Here is a 20,505-nt window from a genome sequence, read left to right on the forward strand (position 1 = left end):
GCCCAACTGCAAGGCGCTTTCAAGCTAGGCGCGCTCAAAACAGGCTCTCCAATTCGGCATTTTCAAACTACAGGCGCCACTTCGGGTGCTGGCTTCACTGTAGTTCGGCAAAATCCAACTACAGAAATGGGCAATAAAAAAGCCTGTTGAATCCAACAGGTTTAAAATTTATGTAGTGGAGCGGGTGAAGGGAATATTCAACATCTCCCAAGTATGCACAGGCGTAATCTCAATGATGGATGCTAAGGTAGATGTTGACGCTCGTCCTGTTCAGGTTTTTCTGTGATGCGTTCACTGACGGTCGAACCCTCTTGTCGGGCTCTTTCCCTTCACGTGAAGATTATTCAATGTAGTTGGAGCGGGTGAAGGGAATCGAACCCTCGCCTCAAGCTTGGGAAGCTGGCGTTCTACCATTGAACTACACCCGCAAATAAGTGGAGCAAAAGTTATGATAGCACAGCCGGCAAGCCCAAATCAACACACCGCCTCCGTTCCTCACGCCCACTTCACAGTGACTCTAACTAAATTACCAATGGTCATCGGCATACAGGTCGGCATAAAAAGACGTGTTGTTGCGCTATAATAGTCCAAACTGTTTTCTTATCCGAAAGGAGCTCGAACGGATGTCCGATCCTAACCGACAGCAGCAAAGCCGATCCCAACAGGCGGTACCGAAGGTAAAAATTGTGGCGGAGATGCCCCAGGACGACGAAGTGCAGAAGAAACTGAAAGACTGGAAAGAAACCGACGGATATCCGGGATCCTGCGGAGTGTAGAACAACGGTGTCCTCTATGCCGAAGCTGTTTATCGCCGCTGGTATCGTGCTGGTCGTGGTCGGGCTGTTGTGGATGGCGGGCGGCCGATGGTTTTCCTTGGGCCGCCTCCCCGGCGATATCGCCTACGAGTCCGACCGTGTGAAATTTTACTTCCCGATCGTGAGCTGTATACTGGTGAGTCTCCTTCTGGCGCTGATCTTCTACGTGGCCCGTTGGTTCATCCGATAGCTCAACTTTTTGAAACTCCCTGTTTTTCCCCCTTGAGACGATCGGCCAGCCTGTGCTAAAATAATCAAGCTGCGTCCCGGTAGCTCAGCTGGATAGAGCAACGGCCTTCTAAGCCGTCGGTCGGGGGTTCGAATCCCTTCCGGGACGCCATTACAACTTTATCGATAACGACTGAACAATAAACAACAAACCCAGAAACCTTGATCATACAAGGGTTCTGGGTTTTTTCATGCCGTCCTGCTCAAGATCCATCGTGATTCCATGCGAATATAACACAGACACTGCGGGGGTAACAGTTAATGTATTTGCGAATCCGTCATCAATTGTCAAACGCCCGACACATCGCTCAGCACCGCACAAAATGCTGAAAACAGACCCCCGCCAGACTATTAGTGCCCGGGCGGATTGGGTAATAGGCTGTAGCTTAGCAGAAGGAGGCCGACCCATGATCCGCGCGAAAGAGACGAAAACGTTCGCCAAATCTCTCATCACCCGTTTCCGTGACGACGACGTTCCTTCCTTAGGCGCGCAACTGACCTATTATCTGATCTTGTCGTTTTTCCCGTTCCTTATTTTTCTCGTCACCTTGCTCGGCTTTTTCTCGTTGTCCGGCGACAGCATCGTTCATCAATTCATCCGGCTGCTGCCGACCGACAGCGGACAAGCCGTGGAATCTGTTCTTCAGGAAGTCAATCAGCATCGCAGCGGAGCGCTTCTGTCGTTCGGGATGTTGGGCACGATATGGGCGGCTTCCAACGGCGTGAATGCGATCATTAAAGGATTGAACAAAGCGTACGATGAAGAAGAAACCCGCCCGTTTTGGAAAGTGAGGGCCATCTCTGTTGCTTCTACCCTTGTGCTCGCCGTCGTCATCTTGTCGGCGATGCTGCTGTTGATTTTCGGAAAAGTGATCGAAAAATATATCGCGCACTTTCTGTTCCTGTCCGACGCGTTCCATATGATTTGGAGCATTCTGCAGTTCGCGGTTCCGCTGGCGGCCATGTTCGGCGTATTCCTCCTGCTCTACCGGCTGACGCCGGACCGGAGGCTGAGCTGGCGCGAGGTGATTCCGGGATCCGTATTCGCCACGTTCGGCTGGATCGCCTCTTCTCTTCTGTTTTCTCTGTACGTGAACCACTTCGGAAATTACTCCAAAACGTACGGAAGTATCGGGGGCATCATCGTACTGCTCCTTTGGCTCTATTGGAGCTCGATTATTATCGTGCTCGGCGGAGAAATCAACGCAACATTGGCGTTCGGCAAAGAAGGCAAGCAAAAACGACCGTTTAAAAATTACGGTCACGTGGTCCCCCTGTTCCGTCACCGGTCCCGCGTTTCCCGCAGCTAAACGGATCATTTGTGGTATGCTAAGATTGTCTGCAATTCCGTTGTTGGAGGCGAATGGAGTGACCTGGCTGATTTACGCGCTGCTTTCTGCGGCGACTGCGGCATTGGTGTCGATTTTCGGCAAAATCGGTTTGAAGGATCTTGACGCCAATTCGGCAACCGCCATCCGCTCCGTCATCATGGCGTTATTCTTGCTTGGTGTGGTGGTCGTACAGGGCAAAATGACCCAAGTGGGGGAAATTCTCACTCAACGGAGGGCTCTCACGTTTATCGTGCTGAGCGGAGTGGCCGGCGCCATGTCCTGGCTGTTTTATTTTCTCGCCTTGAAGGTCGGCAAAGTGTCCCAGGTTGGTCCCATCGACAAATTCAGTGTGGTGATCGCCGTCATTCTCGCCTTTCTGTTCCTTGGAGAGAAAATTTCCTTCACCGGTGTCATCGGCGTCATTCTGATCGCAGCCGGAGCCGTACTCGTGGCTATCAAATGAAAAGACAAAAACGCCTTCATGAGAACCGATCACCGGTTGCCATGGAGGCGTTTTGTTCATCACTTGCCGACACTTGAGATATGCTTGTCGAGCTGCTCGAGAACCCCGTCTCTTGACAAGACAGCTGCCGCGAAAGCATCACGCTCGCTTTCGGCTTGTTCACCTGGCCCCGCAAACAGCGATGCGGTTACATCTTGGAACGCGTCGTGCATATTGTTGTCGAACCAATCGACGTGTGTGTCCGCATCGTTTACGGCCACCCTCACCATTTCATACCCTTGCGGCGCTTTGCGAAAGTAGGCCGCCAGCTCCGGATCATGCGGCTGCCCGGTGTGCACTTCGACCTCGGCCAACGTCTCCCCACCGGCATACAGGAGCCTTCGAAATGCGGCATGTCGAACGATCAGCATGGTTTCTGCAGGCACTCGCGCTCTGGAGTGGTCTTCAGAATCCCGATCGATTCGATGTGCCGTTTCGTCTCTTCCGTACCGGTCTCATACAGCAATTGATAAATACTGTGGAGCTGATGATCGTACTCCGCGTTACGTTCCTGTTCGCTTGCCGTCACCGGCGGGACCGGGAAACGAAAAGCCGCCGCCTCGTCGGCGCTCGACAACTCTTCGAACATTTCCTGAAGCTTGTTCAATTCCTCTTCGTTGGCCTGAATCTCGAATTCGAAAGCGGCTGCCTCCCGGTCTTCCAAAATCGATCCCGCACCAACCGCCACATAATACGTTTTTCGTTCGTCCACGGCTTCTGATCGACTCCCTTCGGACGCGTTTTCTTCCGTATTTTCTCCCTACGGACAGACATGTTATGCCTTTTTTCGCATATCCATCTGATGATCGGTTGATCGGTCCAAAAGCGGGAGGAGGATGAGCGACCCATGTGCGGCATTACCGGATGGATCGACTGGAATGAAGATTTGACAAAACACGCGGATACGATGTTGAAAATGACGGAGACGCTCGAGCTTCGGGGACCCGATGCGTCCGGCACCTGGCTTTCCCGCCATTGCGCCTTCGGGCACCGGAGGCTTTCCGTCATCGATCCCGCGAACGGGGCGCAGCCGATGATCCGGCCTCTCCGTTCTTCCGAAGATCAGGATGGCGTGGTGGTGTACAACGGCGAATTATATAACGCGCTTGAACTCCGCAAGGAGCTCGAAGAGCGCGGATACCGCTTCCGCACAACCTGCGACACGGAAGTGCTGCTGCTCGCTTATATCGAGTGGGGTCCGGAATGTGTGGAAAAATTTAACGGAATTTTTGCGTTTGCGATTTGGCGAACGGATGAGGAGAAGCTGTTCATGGCCCGCGACCGGCTTGGCGTCAAGCCGCTTTTTTATCGACTGGAGGAAGGACGTCTGCTCTTCGGCTCCGAACCGAAGGCGATCCTCGCGCACCCCGGCGTTCCTGCGGAGGTCGACGCGGAAGGGCTTGCGGAATTGTTCGTCATCGGACCGGCCAGAACACCGGGCCACGGCGTATGGCGGGGTTTTCGGGAGCTGTTGCCGGGCCATTGCCTGACGTATACGCGGGACGGAACCCAAACGCATGCTTACTGGAAGCTGGAAAGCCGTCCTCATGAAGACGATGTGGAAGCGACCGCTCGGAAAATCGGTGAACTGCTGACCGATACGTTGGAACGCCAGCTCGTATCCGACGTTCCCGTGTGCACGCTGCTGTCCGGGGGCTTGGATTCCAGCGCCTTGACCGCGCTCGCGGTCCGGTACTATGACCGGAACGGTCAGGGGCAGATTCATACGTTTTCGGTGGATTACGTAGACAACGACAAAAACTTTCTGGCGCACGATTTTCAGCCGAATTCCGATGCGCCTTGGATCGAACGAATGAGCCGACATCTGGATACCGCCCATCATCCCGTCCAATTCGACACGCCTGAGCTGGTCGACGCGCTCGAAACGGCGGTGCTGGCGAAGGATATGCCGGGAATGGCGGACATCGACGCCTCGCTGTATTTGTTCTGCCGGGAAATCAAAAAGGGAGCCACCGTGGCCATCTCGGGCGAGGCCGCTGACGAAATCTTCGGCGGTTATCCGTGGTTTCACCGGGAAGACGCGCTCAAAGCCGAGACTTTCCCCTGGTCGCTGTCGGCCGGACTGCGGGCCGGGCTGCTGTCCCCGGAACTGCGCGAAATGCTGCGCCCCGAGCAATATTTGTCGGACCGCTACGCCGAAGCCGTCGCCGAGGCTCCGCGTTTGACCGGCGAAGATCAGACGAGAACTTTAATGCGCCGGATGTCTTACCTCAACATCACCCGCTTCATGCCGACTCTCCTCGACCGCAAAGACAGAATGAGCATGGCGGTCGGCCTTGAAGTCCGCGTTCCCTATTGCGATCACCGTCTGGTCGACTATGTGTGGAACATCCCTTGGGAAATCAAAACCGCGGGCAGCCGGGAAAAAGGCATTTTACGGCAAGCGTTGGAGGGCGTTCTGCCCCATGATGTGCTGTATCGAAAAAAGAGCCCCTACCCGAAAACCCATAACCCCAACTACTTATCCGCCGTCCGCGCCCGACTGCTCGAAAGGCTGGATGATCCGTCCTCGCCGCTGCTGCCGCTGATCGACGCAATCAGCATCCGCGAGCTCGCCGCGGCGACGGACGCTCATTCTCATCTTCCCTGGTTCGGGCAGCTGATGTCCGGACCGCAATTGTTCGCCTACTTGCTGCAAATGGATTTTTGGCTTCGTCATTACAAGGTCCGGATTGTCAGTTGAAACCACAAGCCGTAAAAGCAAGAACCTCCGGCTGCCCTATGCAGGGGCCGGAGGTTTCGTTTGCTCACGGCTATCGCCGTGCGGACAGCAAATTCAAAAGCTTTTGCAAGGCGCGTCCTCGATGACTGATCGCGTTTTTCTCTTCCACTGTCAGTTCCGCCATGCTTTTCCCGAATTCGGGAAGCCAGAACAAGGGGTCGTAGCCGAAGCCGCCGTTTCCACGAGCTTCCGGCAATATAAACCCTTCCACCGTTCCTTCCGCCTCCATATGGCGGCCGTCATCGGGCCGATATAACACCAGTGAACTGACGAATCTGGCGGAGCTGAGATACCCGCCTCCCACGTCTTTCAAGGTGCCTTCGTCGCGGCGTTTCAACAGCTCGCGAAGCAGCTTGGCGTTATTGTCCGCATCCGTCGCTCCCTCGCCGGCATAGCGGGCGGAGTATACACCCGGCTCGCCGCCCAGCGCATCGACGCACAAGCCGGAGTCGTCGGCCAGCACCGGAAGCCTGAGCGCTTCCGCCGCTTCCTTCGCCTTGATCATCGCATTCTCGGCGAACGTACTCCCGGTCTCCTCAATGGGCGGGACGCCATCCGTATCGTTCAGATCGCGCACCGTCACGCCGAGCAAAGCGAAAGCTTCCCGAAATTCTTTCGTTTTGCCGCGGTTTCGGGTGGCGACGACCAGCGTGCTGCCGGCCCCGATCATGCCAAGCCTCCGCCGATCGCGGAACCGGCTTCGCCCAGGGTGTTTTTCTGCCAATCGACCAAGCGCCGTATTCCAGTCTCCGCCAGCGCCAGCATGCTTTCCAGTTCCGAGCGTGTGAATGGAGAATCCTCGCCGGTCCCCTGCAATTCCACGAAGGAGCCGGCGCCCGTCATCACGACGTTCATATCCACTTTCGCCTTCGAGTCCTCTTCGTAGTTCAGGTCGATGACCGCCTGTTCCTCCACGACCCCTACACTGACGGAGGCCAAATAGTCCGTGATCGGATAGCGGGCAAAAGTTACGGTGCCCGACAATTTGTGGATCGCCAGCGCCAATGCGAGGAATCCGCCCGTGACGGATGTCGTGCGCGTGCCGCCGTCAGCCTGCAGTACATCGCAGTCGATGGTGAGGGTTCGTTCTCCCAACGCTTCCAGATCGATGACCGACCGGAGAGCCCGGCCGATCAAACGCTGGATTTCCATCGTGCGGCCGGCCGGTTTACCCTTGATCGATTCCCGTTGATTCCTTGATTGCGTCGCTCTTGGCAGCATCGCGTACTCCGCGGTCACCCAGCCTTTCCCTTGCCCCTTCAAAAAAGGAGGCACCCGTTCCTCGACCGAAGCGGTGCATAGCACCTTCGTGTCGCCCGCTTCGATCAGAACGGAGCCTTCTGCGTATTTATTGGGATGAAGCGTCACTTTGAACGGACGCAATTCGTCTTGCCGTCTTCCGTCGAACCTCATTCGTAATCCTCCTACCATTCGCTTGCCGGATAAGAAATCTCCCCCATTTTACCAAAGTCCGTTTGGAAAAGCATCCGAGGAATGGCGCTGCCGTATGTTCCGGCACTGGCCGGGCATTCTATACGGAAACTATTGGCAAGCGAAAGCGGGAAAGCAACCGAAGAGGCTCAGCGTTTGAGCACGTTGACGGTGACCGGCCGAGTGACCGGCTGGGCATAGGAACGACGTTCCGTATCGACGAACGAATCGCTTCCGTTCATCGCCAATTTGACTTGCGGGGCACCGGTCATTTCCGTGACGGTGAGCACAAGCGCTTCCGTCATCTCGGAAGGTACGGCGGTGTCCAGCGACCATCCCTCTTCCCGAAGCGCGACGTTCACGGTGTCGTCTTTTTGCGAGTGCTTTTCCACCGTTATGCCGGGCGGCAAAACGGCGTGAAGTCCCTGATTGTCTTGCGGCCCTTTGATCAGTTCGCCCAACGCGGCACCTATACGGTCGGATGTGCGATCGACCAGCCGGGTCACCGGGACAAAATAACCGTCTCCATTATCCGTACTGGCGGCGAAATATAACGTGACGGGCATGGAGCGCATAAGATGTACTCCTTGGGCGGCCTCCAAATTGATGCCGAAGCCTCGGGTCAGCACTTCATCCACCGGCAGCCCGGAGGCGGGGAGTGCACGAATCGGCTTGCCTGCCACGGAAAGCCGCACTTTGTCCATGCCCGGAAGCTCCGTCATTGTCCATACGAGCGCCTCGATCATTTTTCTTTCCTGGGTAGCGTTCATACCTGCGAGCGGGGCGGCAAAATCGATCGACACGGTGCTTTTCTTGGCGTCCAACTTGACCGAATCGGCCTTCATGCCTTGCGGAATGACCGCCGTAAAGCCCGCCGGCAGCTGCTCGGTCCGGCTGGCATCCTGCGTCAGCCAGGTTAAAGCGGTTTTGGCCAGCGTTTCCGCCGATGAGTCGTCGGAGGAATCGCCGGAAGTCAGATTCAGCGTCATCGGTGCCAAATAACCGTTGCGATCCCGCAAGTACACGGTTACGCCTTCTTCCGGATGAGACGGAGCGGGTGAAGCGGCGGCGTCAACCGCGTTCGCATTCGTATCCCCCTTCGATTCGGAATCGGTATTCATGCCTGCAACGGTTTCGGTATCCGTTACGCCTCCCGAATCCTGGAGCATTGATTGCTCCTGTTGAGCGGGCGGTGCGTCGATCGGAGCCGTTTGGGGATCTTGTCCGCCCACAGCGCCGCATGCCGAGAGCAACGGCAGCAGGAGCACGAGAGCCGGCAGTAAGCGCGTTTTCCTTCGTCTGCCCGGTAATCGAATCATTTTACGTATCCTCCTCCGGGTCGGGCTTCACCGGCCGGCTTTCCCGGCCGCCGTTCCGCCGCCACCCTTTTTGTAGTACTATGTATACGAGCCCCCGGGACAAATATGAGTGATTGTCCGCCGCCAAACTTCACCGGAGGGTCCGCGATCGGCGGCCTAAAGCTTCTGAAAGAGGTGTGTAGGTTTTGTCCAAGCCGAACTTGTATCGTCTCAACAGCAAGGAAGTCGCCCGTGCCACCGAAGAGTGGTTGACCAAGCGGGGCGTGTCCAAAGAACAGATCGGTCAATTGGTGATGCTCCTCCAAAAAGAGTATTTTCCCGAATTGTCGCTTGACGAATGTGTCGCCAACGTCGAAGCCGTTCTATCCAAGCGGGAAGTACAGAACGCCGTCCTGACCGGCATTCAGCTGGATATGCTGGCGGAGGAAGGGAAGCTGCTGCCTCCGCTTCAAGACATGATCAAATACGATGAAGGATTGTACGGCTGCGACGAGGTGCTGGCGCTCAGCATCGTGAACGTCTACGGCAGCATCGGATTTACGAATTTCGGTTACATCGACAAATTCAAACCCGGCGTACTGAAAAAATTGAACGACAAAAACGACGGCAATATCCACACCTTCCTCGACGACATCGTAGGCGCCATCGCCGCTTCGGCGTCGAGCCGGATCGCCCACCGCAAACAAGCGGAACGCGAAGCCATGATCGAGGCGCTCGGAGACGAGGCGAAATAAGGAAACGAAACAAGCTGTGCCCTAAGAAGGGCACAGCTTGTTTTCAGATTGTCGAGAAACCCGGGCATTTTTCAAATGCCTCGGGTTTTTCTTTTTGTGGATAGGGAAATGAAGAGGTAAGCAGCCGTAAAGGGGTGCTTACCCCCGTTTTTCTTGCTTGTCCAAGTGCGCTTTCCCGAAGCTCCCTGCGCTCTGCCTTGCTCTGCTTTGCTCTTCCTTCGCTTCCGCCTCCTTGGCGGCAGTCGTCTCCGCTGCGGTCCCCGTATTACCGGCCTCCGTATTCGACGCCTGAGAGCCGGCAGATTCCCCGGAGGCATTCATCCCGCTGCCGCATCCGGCGGCAGCGAGCATCAGGATCAGGATACAGCGAGCAGCGTGCAGGATCTTTTCTTCATTCCGACTTTTTTCCCATCGTATGTACAATTGCCGCCGTCCCATGTCGGAATTCTGGCCATGCGCAACCTGCCGCTCTCGAGCGCGGCGCACCGGTTTATCGAGCTGGTCAATGCGCCGGCATGCTGAAGAAACCGATCAGCCCGATTGGCGTTTGGTTTTCTCCGTCACGTGTTGAATGAATGCCTGCAGCTCGTCGATGAACAGCTTCGCGGCCTGGCTCAGGAACTTGTCTTTTCGATAAATGATGCAAATATCCTGACTGGGGGTGGGATGGAGCAGGGTCACCGCCGATACGTTGTCGGGTTTCATGTAATCAAGAAGCATACGGGGGAGGATCGAGGCTCCGACGCCTTGCTGGACCATGGACAGGATCGTCGATAAAGTGGAGGTGACGATCGCGTTGTCCAGGGCTATCTTTTTCTCCCGGCAGCACGCATGGATAACCTTTGTCAGTTGATGCTCCGAACCGAACATCACCATCTTCAGCTGCTGCAGTTGCTCGAACGGAATGGCCTTCGATTTGGCCACGGGATGATCCGAACGGACCGCAAGCGCAAATTCTTCATGAAATAGGGGAATGACGGCAATCCGGTTGTCCGGGTCGGGCGGCACCGTCGTTACGCCAAGGTCTCTCTTCCCTTCCAAGATTTCCCCATTCACGTCCATCGTCTCGGTCACGTTGATCGACAGCTTGGGATGAGCCAGATGAAAATTGATCATCAGCGCATTGAACAGGAGGTCGGCGTCCCCCGGGAGAATCCCAATGTCGAGGCTCCCGCCTTCCATTCTCCTGAGGCCTGCGATGGCGCCTTTCGTATAGTCGATCCGTTCAAAAATGCCGTGCGCCTGCTCCAGCAGAATCTTCCCCGCGTCCGTCAGCGCAATGCGCTTGCCGATGCGGTCGAAAAGCGGCGTACCGAGTTCATTCTCCAGAAATTTGATTTGCTGACTCAGGTTCGATTGCGTGGTGCACAGGTTCTCGGCTGCTCTGGAGAAGTGCATTTCCTTGCATACGGCGGCAAAATACTCCAACTGTCTCAATTCCAATCTTCATCACCACTTCCACGTTGTCTCGCTATCCCGATTATATCCCAGAAGCCCCATCTTACCAATTGTTTCTAATTTTGATTACCGAATACGATCGATATCATCGGAAACCCGTGATTGTTGGCCGCAGCGAACACGGTGTACGCTTTGGTTGTGGAGGCGAGCCACGAATCCAGACATCGGAAGGCGGCACCCCTGGCCCGCCGGCATTCACCGCACAGTCATCCGCAATGACCAATCCATTCAAGGAGGACGATGAAGTATGCCGTACGTTGAAGGAGCAGATTCCACCCGGTTGTTTTACAAGGATTGGGGGGCGGGGACGCCCGTCGTATTCGTGTCCTCCGTCTATCTGGGAACGGAAATGTGGGAGTACCAGCTTCCCTATCTGGCTTCCCGGGGATTCCGCTGCATTGCCTATGACCGGCGCGGCCATGGCCGTTCCGACAGTCCCTGGGACGGTTACGACTATGATACGCTGGCGGACGACCTTGCGGCCCTGATCAACCATCTTGACCTTCGCGATGTCTTCCTTGTCAGCCACTCGATGGGCGGCGGAGAGGTCGTCCGCTATCTGACCCGCCACGGCGCCGGCCGCATCGCCAGGATTGCCCTGATCAGCGCAAGCGCGCCGTTCCCGATGAAGACCGAAGATAACCCCGACGGTATCGATCTGGACCTGTTCAACAAGGGCCTTGAGATCATGAACGCGGATCGCCCGAAATGGCTGGCCGACTACGCCGCGCCGTTCTTTGCCCTTGACCTGCCGGAGAACAATGTCTCGCCGGAGATGGTGCAATGGATGATCCAGCTCTGCCTGCAGTGTTCTCCGAGAGCAACCGATGCGTGCAACCGCACGAACTTCACGACGGATCTGCGCGAGGACATGCGGCAGATCCGGGTGCCCGCCCTGATCATCCACGGAGATCGCGACGTCTCGGCTCCGATCCACCTCTGCGGCAAAAAATCCGCGGAGCTCATTCCCGGGAACCGGTTCATCGTATACGAAAATGCGGCGCACGGCCTGTTCATTACGCACGCGGATCGCTTGAACGCCGATCTTCTCGCCTTCGCGAGCGAGTGAAGAGAATCGCTCACCCCCGCGGCGTAAGACGGCGTCTGTTCGACGATCTCGTCGATGACTTCGATAATGTCGCCGATCCGGTTCGAATCTTCTTCCAGTCGCGCCATCTGCTCGTTCACCCGGTTCATGCCTTCTATCGAAGAATGGACCGCTTTGCCGCCTTCCTGCGCAACGCCCGTCGTCGATGCCGCTAGCTCCGCCGCCTGCTCCGCCGCTGCGCGCCATAGATTGGATCGCGGCCGACAGCTCGCGGAACATCTCGGTCATTGTCTGTGCGGCGTCCGCCTCGCTGTGCTGCCGCTTGCAATCTCTTCCGTGCTGGCCGAGATTTGCTGGGCGGCGGCGGCAACCCCTTCCGCGGACTGGAGAATGCCGCAGACCGTGCCGCGCAAGCTGCCGATCATGCCGTTCACCGCCGCGGCCAGACGGCCCACTTCGTCTCTGGCGTCGATATCCGAGGTTTCGCGCAGATCGGCTCCGAACGGATGCCGTAGTAGTAACCAAGCAAGATCATCTTGAAGAAGACTACGAATTTTGCTGTTTATCTCGATTGGAACGCAGCATGCTGGCACCGTCCATTCGGTTATAAGATTACCTAGATTATACTGTATTAACGCATTGTCGTGTTAAACAGATAGAACAATGAAATGGCTGTCGAGACTTTCTCGACAGCTTGTTTTGTTTGCTCAGCCTTTCGACGGTTGCAGCCTTATCGGCGAATGAGGCGGCCGCGCAGCTCCTCCGGCGTGCCGGCGCCGGTCGCGAACATCGCGGTCCGCAATTCGAGCTCGATCCGTTCCAGCTGCCTCGCCACGTCTCCCTCGGATGCCGCCTCCCGGAGCAGCGACCGGCCGAAACCGGCCAGATCGGCTCCCAGCGCCAGCGCTTTCGCGGCATCGATGCCGCTGGCCAGTCCGCCGCTGGCAATCAGCGGTATGTCCGGCAGCTCCGCTCTTACTTCCCGAACGCATTCCGCCGTCGGCATCCCCCAATCTGCGAACGCTTCCGCGGCGGCCCGGATCAACGGATCGTGCTGGCGGTACTTCTCCACCTGACTCCAGGAAGTGCCGCCTGCTCCCGCTACATCAATAAACGCGGCGCCGGCGTCCGCCAGCTTCCTCGCAGCCGGCCCGTCGATCCCCCACCCGACTTCTTTGACGCCGACCGGGATTTCAAGCCGCCGGCACACTTCCTCGATCCGTCGCAGGACGCCGCGAAAATCGGTATCTCCTGCGGGTTGGAAAACTTCCTGCAGTGCGTTCAAATGAAGCACGAGCGCATCGGCGCGGCAAAGCTCCACGGCCCTCCTGCAGTCGTCCGGGCCAAGGCCGTAATTCAATTGCACGGCGCCTAAGTTGGCGATCACCGGCACGGAGGGGGCCTCCCGACGCACGTCGAAAGTGGAGGCGAGCTCTTCCTTCGCAAGCGCCGCGCGCATCGATCCGAGTGCCAGCGACCAGCCTCTCTCCTCTGCCGCCCGCGCAAGCCGCCGGTTGATGGCGCCCGCCTCCTCCGTGCCTCCCGTCATGCTGCTGATCAGGAGCGGAGTTCTTCGCTTTCGGCCGAGAAAGCGCGTCTCCAGCTTAACCTCCTCGAAGGCGAGCTCCGGCAGCGCGGCGTGCCGGAAACGGTATGCTTCGAATCCTGCGGTAACACCGGCACCCTGTACCGGCTGTTCCAGCACGATCCGGATATGATCCGCTTTCCGCCGCGCGATCTCCTTGCCCTCGTCCGCCATGCCGCCGCCTCCTTTCCGTTTCATTATGGTCAATCACCGATGAATAGATGTCCTCATATGATGAAGTATTGTTGCGAGCCTATGGGAAGGAGCCCTGCAAAAACCGTCGCCGAGACCGAGCAACGTGGAAGGAGTTCCGTTCATGTCCACCCCGAAAATCAACGTCCGGGTCATCAGTTCCGGCATCCTCTCCGACGACGTTCTGATGCTGGGGGAAAATCTGATGAAACGGCTCAAAATCCCGGCCGAGCAGCTCACCCTGCAATTCGGTTCGTTCCGGCACTCCGTCGCCATCGTCCCGGTTCCCCGGTATGAAGGACTGAGAATGAGTCAAACGCTCGCACGCAGATTGGGAGTTTACGAGGGAACTCCGCTGCGCGCACAGTATCTCGCGTCGACCCGCTCGCTCGCCTTGGGGCCGTTGATCGGTGTTCTCATCAGTAAAGATTACCCGAATGCGGCAGACAAACCTTTTGGAGACATCACGTTATTTTGTCGGGAATTGACGGAAGCCTGCAACAACTATGGCGCTTTCGTCTATTTCTTCACCCCCGCTGCGCTCGGGCTGAACAACGCTGTGCTTCAGGGCTGGGTTTACCGCAACGGTTGGAGACAGATCCTCATGCCCGCTCCGGATGTCGTTCATAACCGGCTCACTTCCCGCAAGCTGGAAAATTTGCCGGTCGTGAAGCGTTTCATCAAAGAAATCAAACAGAACGACGGAGCTCACGTGTTCAACGAAAAATTTCTCGACAAGTCGGAAGTGTTCGAAGCTTTGAAGAAGGACGGGAATCTGCATCAATATTTGCCGGAATCCCGCTCCTTGCGCAGCTTCGCCGTGCTGAAAAGCATGTGCTCGCGCTATTCGCCGGTCTTCTTGAAGCCGGTGCGCGGCAGCCTCGGCAAAGGCATTATCCGGTTGGCACGCGTAGGTCCCGACAGTTGGCAGGCTTCGTATGCCACCTTGAGCGGCACGCGAAGACAGACGTTTGAAAATCTCGGCAAATTATATGCGTCCATCTCGGCCAAGATGAAATCCGTTCACTATTTAATCCAGCAAGGACTCAACTTGATCGATGTCGGCGGACGCCCGGTCGATTTCCGTGCGCTAGTGCAGAAAAACGCAAAAGGCCGGTGGACCGTAACCTCGATCGTAGGCCGCACGGCCGGAACCGATCATTTCGTTTCCAACCTGGCCCGCGGAGGAACGCTTTCTAAGGTCAAGGAAGCCGTCGTCAAGTCCAATCTGCCTCTGCCTTATCGCGCCAATGCCGCTCTCAAGCTGAAACAGGCCGCGCTCGAAATCGCGGAAGGAATCGACGAACGCATTCCCGCGGAGTTCGGGGAGCTCGGCATCGATTTGGCGCTCGATACATCCGGCCGCGTCTGGCTGCTCGAGGTCAACTCGAAACCGTCCAAAAACGATAATACGCCATTAACAGAGGGGAAAATCCGCCCTTCGGTGCGGATGATGATTCAATATGCCTGTTATTTGTCCGGATTTTAAACCCGGCGCTGCCGCGCTCGGGATTCTCGTATGTGAACATCGGAGCGATCCGCCCTTCAACGAGAGCGAGTATGTCCGCCGGCTTATGAAGACCGGAAGCCTGGCCGGGCTGCCGGTCTTCGCGTTCGCTCCGTGGACCTGGTCCGCGGAGGACGATTCCGTCAACGGCTGGACTTGGGACGATGCGGCCGGCCGATGGGTCAGCGGGCGCCGGCCGGTGCCGGCCGTGTTATACGATCGCGCTTGGCCCGCCGACCGGGAGGAGCGGTTTCGCTTCCGGCTTGCACTTCGCCGCATGGTGGAAGGACGCCGGCTGGTTCAATTGAACGCGAAGCTGCCGCACAAAAAGCTCGTGTACGACGTGCTGTACAAGGATGAACAACTCGCGCCATTGCTCCCCCCGACGGAATTGTACGGCGGACCGGATTCGCTCCGTTCGTGGCTGCACAGGCACAATGACTCGGCGTTCTTAAAGCCCGTTCACGGCAGTCAGGGGCGTCGGGTGATCGCCTATGTCCGACAACCGGACGGAACGGTTACGCTTCAAGGGCGTTACGGCGACAACCGTCCCTTCTTGGTGTCGTTCCGCAGCGAGCAAGCCGCCGCGGACAGTCTGGACCGTTGGATCGGAAGCCGTATTTACTTGATGCAGCCGATGCTGGACCTAAGAGATGTCGACGGCCATCCGTTCGACCTTCGAGCGCTCGTGCAGAAAAACGGCAAAGGCCGGTGGAGGTTGACCGGGATCGCCGCCCGATGCGGCCGGCCCGGCACCGTGACGGCCAATCTGCACGGAGGCGGAACCTCCAAGCCCGCCGAGGATCTGCTTACCAGGCTGTTCGGGTCGGACCGCGCGGATGACCTTCTCCAGGAAATCCGCGACAGCTGTCGGCGATTGGTCCGGAGGCTGGAGGAGCATTACGGTCGATTCTCAGAATTAGGCCTAGATTTCGGCGTAGACCGCACCGGCCGCCTCTGGTTTTTGGAAGCCAACTCGAAACCCGGGCGTACCGCCATGGCCGGCATCGGCAAATCCGCCGCCGTCGCGGCACAGGTGCGGCCGATCGCATACGCCCGATCCATCTTGCTTCGACCGCATGGGAGGGTAATTCATGAGTTTGACCATCTGTAACGTCCATTTCACACAGCAATCGGAACCGATCGTTTGGTTATCCCGCCCGCTGGCGAAGCTGCTCAAGCTCGGCGGACGCAAATGGGTGAACGTCAAGCTCGGCCGGGAAACGATTCCCGCATCGGTGCGGACGATCAAGCGCAGCGGCCACCATCTCTACGTGTCTGCAGGGATTCGGCGTATCACCCGCATTCCGAAGCCGGGCCGCATCTATTTGCACGACGAGCAAGAGGGTGAGATCCAGCTCGGACCGCTTGTCGGCGTACTAACGGACGGCCGAATGAGATCGCCGGCAAGCCCGTTCGGGGATCGGACCGAATTTGTCCGGCAACTGTTAAAAGCGGCGGACAAACGCGCCTATTTTTTCGCTTTTACGCCCCGGGATATCAATTGGCAGCAAGAAACGGTCCACGGTTGGTTTCTCGATTCCGGCGGCGGCTGGGTCCGGCGGGTCGTTCCGTTTCCGGACGTGGTGTACAACCGGCTGCCCAGCCGTAAAGCGGAAACCGGCATGCATCTCACTTCCTTGCGGGAGCGGTTCGTGCGTAAACGGATTCCTTTTTTCAACTGGAGCTTCTTCAACAAGTCGGATGTCTACAAGCTGCTCGATAATGATCCGGAAGCCGTGCGGCACCTGCCCGAATCCGTGAACAATCCGACACCCGAACGAATCCGCGAAATGCTGGAAAAGCATCATTTCATATACTACAAACCGTCGGCCGGGAGTTTGGGGATCGGCATTTACCGACTGACCTATCATCCCCGGCGGGGCTACTTCGTTCGGTACCGACGGGACGGCCACAACGTCCTTCTGCGGTTTAACAAGTTCGACTCGCTGATGAAAATGCTCCGGGCAAGGCATGGCGCCGGTTTGAATCATTACGTCGCGCAGCAAGGCATCCGGCTTGTGGAAATCGACAACTGCCCGATCGACTTTCGCTTCCATATGCACAAGGATGGTGCCAACCGCTGGGTAGTCGCCGCCATCGGCGCCAAAAAAGCCGGCCGCGGCAGCGTTACGACCCATATCAAAAACGGCGGTTCGCTGATGACTCCTGAACAGGCGCTGAACGGCACGTTCCTCAACCGGACGGGAGAGGTGATACAGGAAGCGAAGCACGTGGCCGTCAAGCTGTCGGAGGCGATCGAACGGAATTACGCCCACACCCTTGGCGAATTGGGGCTGGATATCGGCATCGACAGCAAAGGTTACGTATGGATGTTCGAAGCCAACGCCAAACCCGGGCGTTCCATCTTCAAGCATCCGGCGCTCAAGGAGCAGGGACGGGCATCACTGGGATACATCCTCGAACATTGCTTGTATTTAAGCAAGTTCCTAAACACGGAGGGGAAACCAGATGCTTGACGAAGCCTTCTCCCACCGCGTCGTGATCAAGCAGTCGGCAGACAAACCGGTCGTAGCCATTCTCACGATCGAAGACGATGTGCAGCTGTTTCGGGGCAACCGGCGAAACTTCGCCGATCTGATTCGAACCGGAGAATCCATGGGCATTACGACTTACGTCGTGACCGTGAAAAATTTGAAGCTCAAATCGGCGCGCGTACTCGGCTATACGTACCGGCAGGAAGACCAGGCCTGGGTGGCCTCCTGGTTTCCGCGGCCCGGCATCGTCTATAACCGTATTCCGCTTAGGGAAGACGAACGGCTGCCGCATGTGCAGCGAAAATTATCGGCGATCGGAAGACAGCCCGGCATGCGCTTGTTCAACCGGCGTTTTTTCAACAAATGGTCGCTGTTTAAATGGCTGAATGAACATAGCAGGACGCGGCGTTATATTCCGGAGACGAAAAAGCTTACGGAGCCCGCGGTCTTGCAGCGTCTGTTGAAACGTCACGAGCTCCTGTATCTCAAGCCGGTAAGAGGCAAAGCCGGCGTTGGGATCATGGCGGTAAGCATCGAGCAGGAGAAGCCGCTTCCGTACCGCCTTCAGATTCAGGACGACAAAGGAAGCCGCACTTACCGGCTCTCCTCGCTCGAAAAATTATGGGAGCGGGTCTGTAAACATTCCGATTCCATCGGCGAAGCGTATATCGCCCAGCAAGGAATCCGGCTCGCCTCCGTGCAAGACCGCCCTTTCGATTTGCGCGCGCTTGTGCAGAAAAACGGGTCCGGAAGGTGGGAGTTGACCGGAATGGGCGCCCGCGTGGCTGGCGACAGCAGCATTACGACGCATGTCCCGCGCGGAGGAAATATTGAGGATCCGCAGAAGCTGCTCTCCCTCCTGTTCGGCGAGAAGAAAACGGCCCGCGTGCTGAGAAAAGTTCGCCGCGCGGCCGTCATTCTGGCCAAACAAATCGAACGCGCCTCCCGGTCCCGGCTGGCGGAGATGTCGATGGATTTGGGTGTCGACGAACGCGGAGAAGTCTGGTTCTTCGAGGCGAATTCGAAGCCGATGAAGTTCGACGAGTCCCATATCCGCAACAAATCGCTCGAGCGGATTTTTCAATACTGCCTGTTTTTGCATCGACGGCGGCTTCAGGCCCGAAAAGTTACCGCCGCATCGGAAATTTTGACATGAAACCTGTTCGGCCGGGAGGTGAACCCCATGTCGGCTCAGCCGCTGCTGGGGATCATGACGCTGTATTTGAACGATCGCCGCTCACTGGAAGAACGCAAGATCTATGAGAAAATGACAGCGGCCGGAAAACGGCGGGGACTGCAAGTTTTCGTCTTTACACCGGACGATGTGGAACCGAAAACGGAACGGATCCACGCGATGGTCTACTTGCCGAATCGTAAAAACTGGGTTCGCCGCTGGGTGAGATTCCCGCATCTGATTTACGACCGTTGCCGTTATCAAAGGAGCGCTCGTTTTCAGCGGCTGCTCGAATTCCGTAAAAAGTACGGCCATCTCACCTATTTGAACCGGCCGCTCCGAAACAAGTGGACCATCCACCGCACGCTGCTGCAAGAGCCGGCCATACGGCCCCACCTGCCGGCCACCCGGCTCTATCAATCGCCGGAAGACGTAGCGGCCATGCTCAAAAAGTATCCGTCGGTGTACTTCAAGCCGATTAACGGCACAGGAGGGCGGGGTATTTTGCGCATCGACCGTCTTCGGGGCGGGCAGTTGCTGCTGCAAGGCCGCGATCATCGGCGGGCCATCGTCGCTCCGAGACGAGTAAGGCGAGAAAATCTATCCTCCGTGATCCGTTCCTGGGATTTGGGCGGGGACCGCTACATTGTCCAGCAAGGACTGAACATTAAGCTGCCGAACGGCCGAATTCATGACTACAGGATGTTGGTGCAGAAAAACGGCAGCGGCGAATGGGAAGTGACAGGGTGTGCAGGCCGGGTCGGCGCGTTCAAAAGCATCACTTCCAATCTGCATGGTGGCGGAGAAGCGGCTTCGATGGAATTGCTCCTCCATCATTGGGTCGACGTCGATACGGAAATCGACAAGATTATGGAGTCTGCCGAGTCGCTCGGCATCGAAATCTCTAAGCGGCTGGAAGCGCATTTTGGAGCTCTGTGCGAGCTGGCGCTGGATTTGGCCATCGACCGGAACGGGCGGGTTTGGCTAATCGAGGTGAACCCCAAGCCTTCACGCGAGGTGTTCAAGCTTACCGGGGAAAAAGAAATTTACCGCAAGGCGATCACGCGGCCGATCGAATATGCGCTCTGGCTGTACGGGAAGAAGCTGGAAACGCACAGCCGCCTTCACAGTTCTCTGACAGACGCGCTTCCGGAAGAGGAATCCGCTCTCGCTGCTTCCCCCGATCCTGACGTCTCAGCGGAAGATTGACGAAAATACCCCGAATCGCGGGCCATGGTACGCCCGCCATTCGGGGTATTCACCTTTCGCTATTCCGGCAGCAAGGACAGAAGCTCGGGAAACGTGCGGATGACGGCATCCGCACCGTCCAGCTCACCTTCGCGGCCAAAACCGGCGTAATCGCAGCCGATGACGGACAAGCCGTTGCTTTTGCCCGCTTCCACGTCGGAGGACCGGTCTCCCACCATCCAGGCGCTTCGCACTCCGAATGTATCCAGCAGTCGCCTGACCAACTCCACCTTCGATGCGGTTCCGAATTCTCCCGCGCTGTAGGTTCCTTCGAACAGCTCCGCAATGCCCTTCACCTGTGGAACGCCTTTCACGTACGCTTCCAGTCCGTTGCTGGCGATGAATAGGCGGATTCCTCGTGCGCGCAACGTATCCAACGTCTCGCGAACCCCCGGATACAACGATCCGCGTCCGAGCGCCAGCTCCTCCAGCTCGTATTGCAGCAACAATACGTTGGCCCGTTCCTGAGCCGCGGGAGACGCGTCGGGCATAACGCGCTGCCAGATATCCGTGAGCAGCATGCCGAGTGAGCCCAGCAGCTTGTCGATCGGCGGCGTTTCAGCCAAGTACAGCCGTTCGCTGCGAAGGGTATCGAAAACGCGGCGATGAACGGTTTCCAGCAAAGTTTCAGTCTGAAACAAGGTGCCGTCCAAGTCGAATAGGACGGCTTCGGGAGAGGGCAAACGGTTCAT

22 protein-coding genes and 2 tRNA genes are annotated in these 20,505 nt (G+C 57.2%); 13 read left to right on the forward strand and 11 right to left on the reverse strand.

Annotation, left to right across the window (positions count from 1 at the left end; translation table 11 throughout):
* Positions 1–354: 354 nt before the first annotated feature.
* Positions 355–428, reverse strand: a tRNA-Gly gene (locus tag E5161_RS13780).
* Between the two features lie 195 nt (positions 429–623).
* Between E5161_RS13780 and E5161_RS20810 the strand changes: the two genes are divergently transcribed.
* The 5 genes from E5161_RS20810 to E5161_RS13800 all read left to right on the forward strand — a co-directional run bounded on the left by E5161_RS20810 (position 624) and on the right by E5161_RS13800 (position 2,837).
* Positions 624–776 carry a hypothetical protein gene (locus E5161_RS20810; RefSeq protein WP_169306694.1) on the forward strand — a complete coding sequence of 51 codons (153 nt, stop codon included), beginning with the start codon at positions 624–626 and terminating at the stop codon, positions 774–776.
* Positions 777–783: 7 nt separating this feature from the next.
* The gene (locus tag E5161_RS13785; RefSeq protein ID WP_136778390.1) at positions 784–1,005 is read left to right on the forward strand and encodes a DUF2905 domain-containing protein; all 222 of its coding nucleotides are present in this window, start codon (positions 784–786) and stop codon (positions 1,003–1,005) included.
* 73 nt (positions 1,006–1,078) lie between these two features.
* Positions 1,079–1,155 (forward strand) — tRNA-Arg (locus E5161_RS13790).
* Positions 1,156–1,450: 295 nt separating this feature from the next.
* Complete coding sequence (locus E5161_RS13795) at positions 1,451–2,353, forward strand: YihY/virulence factor BrkB family protein (protein ID WP_136778391.1); 903 nt, start codon at positions 1,451–1,453, stop codon at positions 2,351–2,353.
* A gap of 58 nt (positions 2,354–2,411) precedes the next feature.
* Positions 2,412–2,837 (forward strand): EamA family transporter, encoded by a 426-nt coding sequence (locus E5161_RS13800; RefSeq protein ID WP_246042237.1) that lies wholly within the window; start codon positions 2,412–2,414, stop codon positions 2,835–2,837.
* Between the two features lie 59 nt (positions 2,838–2,896).
* On the opposite strand, the gene E5161_RS13805 is transcribed toward E5161_RS13800, so the two are convergent.
* Positions 2,897–3,190, reverse strand: a complete 294-nt coding sequence (locus E5161_RS13805) for a hypothetical protein (RefSeq protein WP_136778393.1) — start codon at positions 3,188–3,190, stop codon at positions 2,897–2,899.
* A 50-nt stretch (positions 3,191–3,240) separates the two neighbouring features.
* A complete protein-coding gene (locus E5161_RS13810; protein WP_136778394.1) occupies positions 3,241–3,588 on the reverse strand; it encodes a restriction endonuclease subunit S domain-containing protein in 348 nt (115 codons plus the stop codon).
* Between the two features lie 135 nt (positions 3,589–3,723).
* Between E5161_RS13810 and asnB the strand changes: the two genes are divergently transcribed.
* A complete protein-coding gene (gene asnB / locus E5161_RS13815) occupies positions 3,724–5,580 on the forward strand; it encodes an asparagine synthase (glutamine-hydrolyzing) (RefSeq protein WP_136778395.1) in 1,857 nt (618 codons plus the stop codon).
* Positions 5,581–5,650: 70 nt separating this feature from the next.
* Here the strand turns inward: asnB and E5161_RS13820 are convergent, their stop codons facing one another.
* The 3 genes from E5161_RS13820 to E5161_RS13830 all read right to left on the reverse strand — a co-directional run bounded on the left by E5161_RS13820 (position 5,651) and on the right by E5161_RS13830 (position 8,369).
* A complete protein-coding gene (locus E5161_RS13820) occupies positions 5,651–6,289 on the reverse strand; it encodes an XTP/dITP diphosphatase (RefSeq protein WP_136778396.1) in 639 nt (212 codons plus the stop codon).
* Positions 6,286–7,032: a ribonuclease PH gene (gene rph, locus E5161_RS13825; protein WP_136778397.1), complete on the reverse strand. Its 747-nt coding sequence runs from the start codon at positions 7,030–7,032 to the stop codon at positions 6,286–6,288. Before rph ends, E5161_RS13820 begins: the two co-directional genes overlap by 4 nt.
* A 167-nt stretch (positions 7,033–7,199) precedes the next feature.
* Complete coding sequence (locus E5161_RS13830) at positions 7,200–8,369, reverse strand: GerMN domain-containing protein (RefSeq protein WP_136778398.1); 1,170 nt, start codon at positions 8,367–8,369, stop codon at positions 7,200–7,202.
* 185 nt (positions 8,370–8,554) lie between these two features.
* On the opposite strand from E5161_RS13830, the gene E5161_RS13835 reads away from it, so the two are divergent.
* Positions 8,555–9,103 carry a phosphatidylglycerophosphatase A family protein gene (locus tag E5161_RS13835; RefSeq protein ID WP_136778399.1) on the forward strand — a complete coding sequence of 183 codons (549 nt, stop codon included), beginning with the start codon at positions 8,555–8,557 and terminating at the stop codon, positions 9,101–9,103.
* A gap of 138 nt (positions 9,104–9,241) precedes the next feature.
* Here E5161_RS13835 and E5161_RS20815 read toward each other — a convergent pair whose 3' ends face one another.
* Positions 9,242–9,526: a hypothetical protein gene (locus E5161_RS20815; RefSeq protein ID WP_169306695.1), complete on the reverse strand. Its 285-nt coding sequence runs from the start codon at positions 9,524–9,526 to the stop codon at positions 9,242–9,244.
* Between the two features lie 108 nt (positions 9,527–9,634).
* Positions 9,635–10,546, reverse strand: a complete 912-nt coding sequence (locus E5161_RS13845; protein ID WP_136778401.1) for a LysR family transcriptional regulator — start codon at positions 10,544–10,546, stop codon at positions 9,635–9,637.
* A gap of 262 nt (positions 10,547–10,808) precedes the next feature.
* Here E5161_RS13845 and E5161_RS13850 point away from each other — a divergent pair, with 262 nt between their 5' ends.
* The gene (locus E5161_RS13850; RefSeq protein WP_136778402.1) at positions 10,809–11,630 is read left to right on the forward strand and encodes an alpha/beta fold hydrolase; all 822 of its coding nucleotides are present in this window, start codon (positions 10,809–10,811) and stop codon (positions 11,628–11,630) included.
* Between the two features lie 263 nt (positions 11,631–11,893).
* Here E5161_RS13850 and E5161_RS21430 read toward each other — a convergent pair whose 3' ends face one another.
* Both E5161_RS21430 and fni read right to left on the reverse strand, forming a co-directional pair.
* Positions 11,894–12,202, reverse strand: a complete 309-nt coding sequence (locus tag E5161_RS21430) for a HAMP domain-containing protein (protein ID WP_425456525.1) — start codon at positions 12,200–12,202, stop codon at positions 11,894–11,896.
* Between the two features lie 137 nt (positions 12,203–12,339).
* Positions 12,340–13,392, reverse strand: a complete 1,053-nt coding sequence (gene fni / locus E5161_RS13860; RefSeq protein ID WP_136778404.1) for a type 2 isopentenyl-diphosphate Delta-isomerase — start codon at positions 13,390–13,392, stop codon at positions 12,340–12,342.
* 118 nt (positions 13,393–13,510) lie between these two features.
* Here fni and E5161_RS13865 point away from each other — a divergent pair, with 118 nt between their 5' ends.
* The 5 genes from E5161_RS13865 to E5161_RS13885 are packed head-to-tail and all read left to right on the forward strand — an operon-like array spanning position 13,511 to position 19,774.
* Entirely contained in the window at positions 13,511–14,875 is a 1,365-nt protein-coding gene (locus E5161_RS13865; protein ID WP_136778405.1) for a YheC/YheD family endospore coat-associated protein, read from the forward strand.
* Positions 14,850–16,007 (forward strand): YheC/YheD family endospore coat-associated protein, encoded by a 1,158-nt coding sequence (locus E5161_RS13870; RefSeq protein ID WP_136778406.1) that lies wholly within the window; start codon positions 14,850–14,852, stop codon positions 16,005–16,007. The genes E5161_RS13865 and E5161_RS13870 overlap by 26 nt, the downstream gene beginning before the upstream one ends.
* On the forward strand, positions 15,988–17,373 hold the full coding sequence (locus E5161_RS13875) for a YheC/YheD family endospore coat-associated protein (protein ID WP_136778407.1): 1,386 nt from the start codon (positions 15,988–15,990) through the stop codon (positions 17,371–17,373). The genes E5161_RS13870 and E5161_RS13875 overlap by 20 nt, the downstream gene beginning before the upstream one ends.
* A complete protein-coding gene (locus E5161_RS13880; protein WP_136778408.1) occupies positions 17,366–18,547 on the forward strand; it encodes a YheC/YheD family endospore coat-associated protein in 1,182 nt (393 codons plus the stop codon). The genes E5161_RS13875 and E5161_RS13880 overlap by 8 nt, the downstream gene beginning before the upstream one ends.
* A gap of 27 nt (positions 18,548–18,574) precedes the next feature.
* A complete protein-coding gene (locus tag E5161_RS13885) occupies positions 18,575–19,774 on the forward strand; it encodes a YheC/YheD family endospore coat-associated protein (protein WP_136778409.1) in 1,200 nt (399 codons plus the stop codon).
* Positions 19,775–19,833: 59 nt separating this feature from the next.
* On the opposite strand, the gene E5161_RS13890 is transcribed toward E5161_RS13885, so the two are convergent.
* Entirely contained in the window at positions 19,834–20,505 is a 672-nt protein-coding gene (locus E5161_RS13890; RefSeq protein WP_136778410.1) for an HAD family hydrolase, read from the reverse strand.

This window comes from Cohnella pontilimi, from assembly GCF_005049045.1.
GTDB lineage: Bacteria > Bacillota > Bacilli > Paenibacillales > Paenibacillaceae > Cohnella > Cohnella pontilimi.

Bases quoted from the DNA above. Each gene is read 5' to 3' on its own strand.
- E5161_RS13870 (WP_136778406.1), top strand. From the start codon at position 14,850: ATGCCTGTTATTTGTCCGGATTTTAAACCCGGCGCTGCCGCGCTCGGG.
- E5161_RS13820 (WP_136778396.1), bottom strand. From the start codon at position 6,289: ATGATCGGGGCCGGCAGCACGCTGGTCGTCGCCACCCGAAACCGCGGC.
- rph (WP_136778397.1), bottom strand. From the start codon at position 7,032: ATGAGGTTCGACGGAAGACGGCAAGACGAATTGCGTCCGTTCAAAGTG.
- E5161_RS13875 (WP_136778407.1), top strand. From the start codon at position 15,988: ATGAGTTTGACCATCTGTAACGTCCATTTCACACAGCAATCGGAACCG.
- E5161_RS13890 (WP_136778410.1), bottom strand. From the start codon at position 20,505: ATGAACCGTTTGCCCTCTCCCGAAGCCGTCCTATTCGACTTGGACGGC.
- E5161_RS13865 (WP_136778405.1), top strand. From the start codon at position 13,511: ATGTCCACCCCGAAAATCAACGTCCGGGTCATCAGTTCCGGCATCCTC.
- E5161_RS13885 (WP_136778409.1), top strand. From the start codon at position 18,575: ATGTCGGCTCAGCCGCTGCTGGGGATCATGACGCTGTATTTGAACGAT.
- E5161_RS13850 (WP_136778402.1), top strand. From the start codon at position 10,809: ATGCCGTACGTTGAAGGAGCAGATTCCACCCGGTTGTTTTACAAGGAT.
- asnB (WP_136778395.1), top strand. From the start codon at position 3,724: ATGTGCGGCATTACCGGATGGATCGACTGGAATGAAGATTTGACAAAA.
- E5161_RS13795 (WP_136778391.1), top strand. From the start codon at position 1,451: ATGATCCGCGCGAAAGAGACGAAAACGTTCGCCAAATCTCTCATCACC.
- E5161_RS13880 (WP_136778408.1), top strand. From the start codon at position 17,366: ATGCTTGACGAAGCCTTCTCCCACCGCGTCGTGATCAAGCAGTCGGCA.
- E5161_RS13830 (WP_136778398.1), bottom strand. From the start codon at position 8,369: ATGATTCGATTACCGGGCAGACGAAGGAAAACGCGCTTACTGCCGGCT.
- E5161_RS20810 (WP_169306694.1), top strand. From the start codon at position 624: ATGTCCGATCCTAACCGACAGCAGCAAAGCCGATCCCAACAGGCGGTA.
- fni (WP_136778404.1), bottom strand. From the start codon at position 13,392: ATGAAACGGAAAGGAGGCGGCGGCATGGCGGACGAGGGCAAGGAGATC.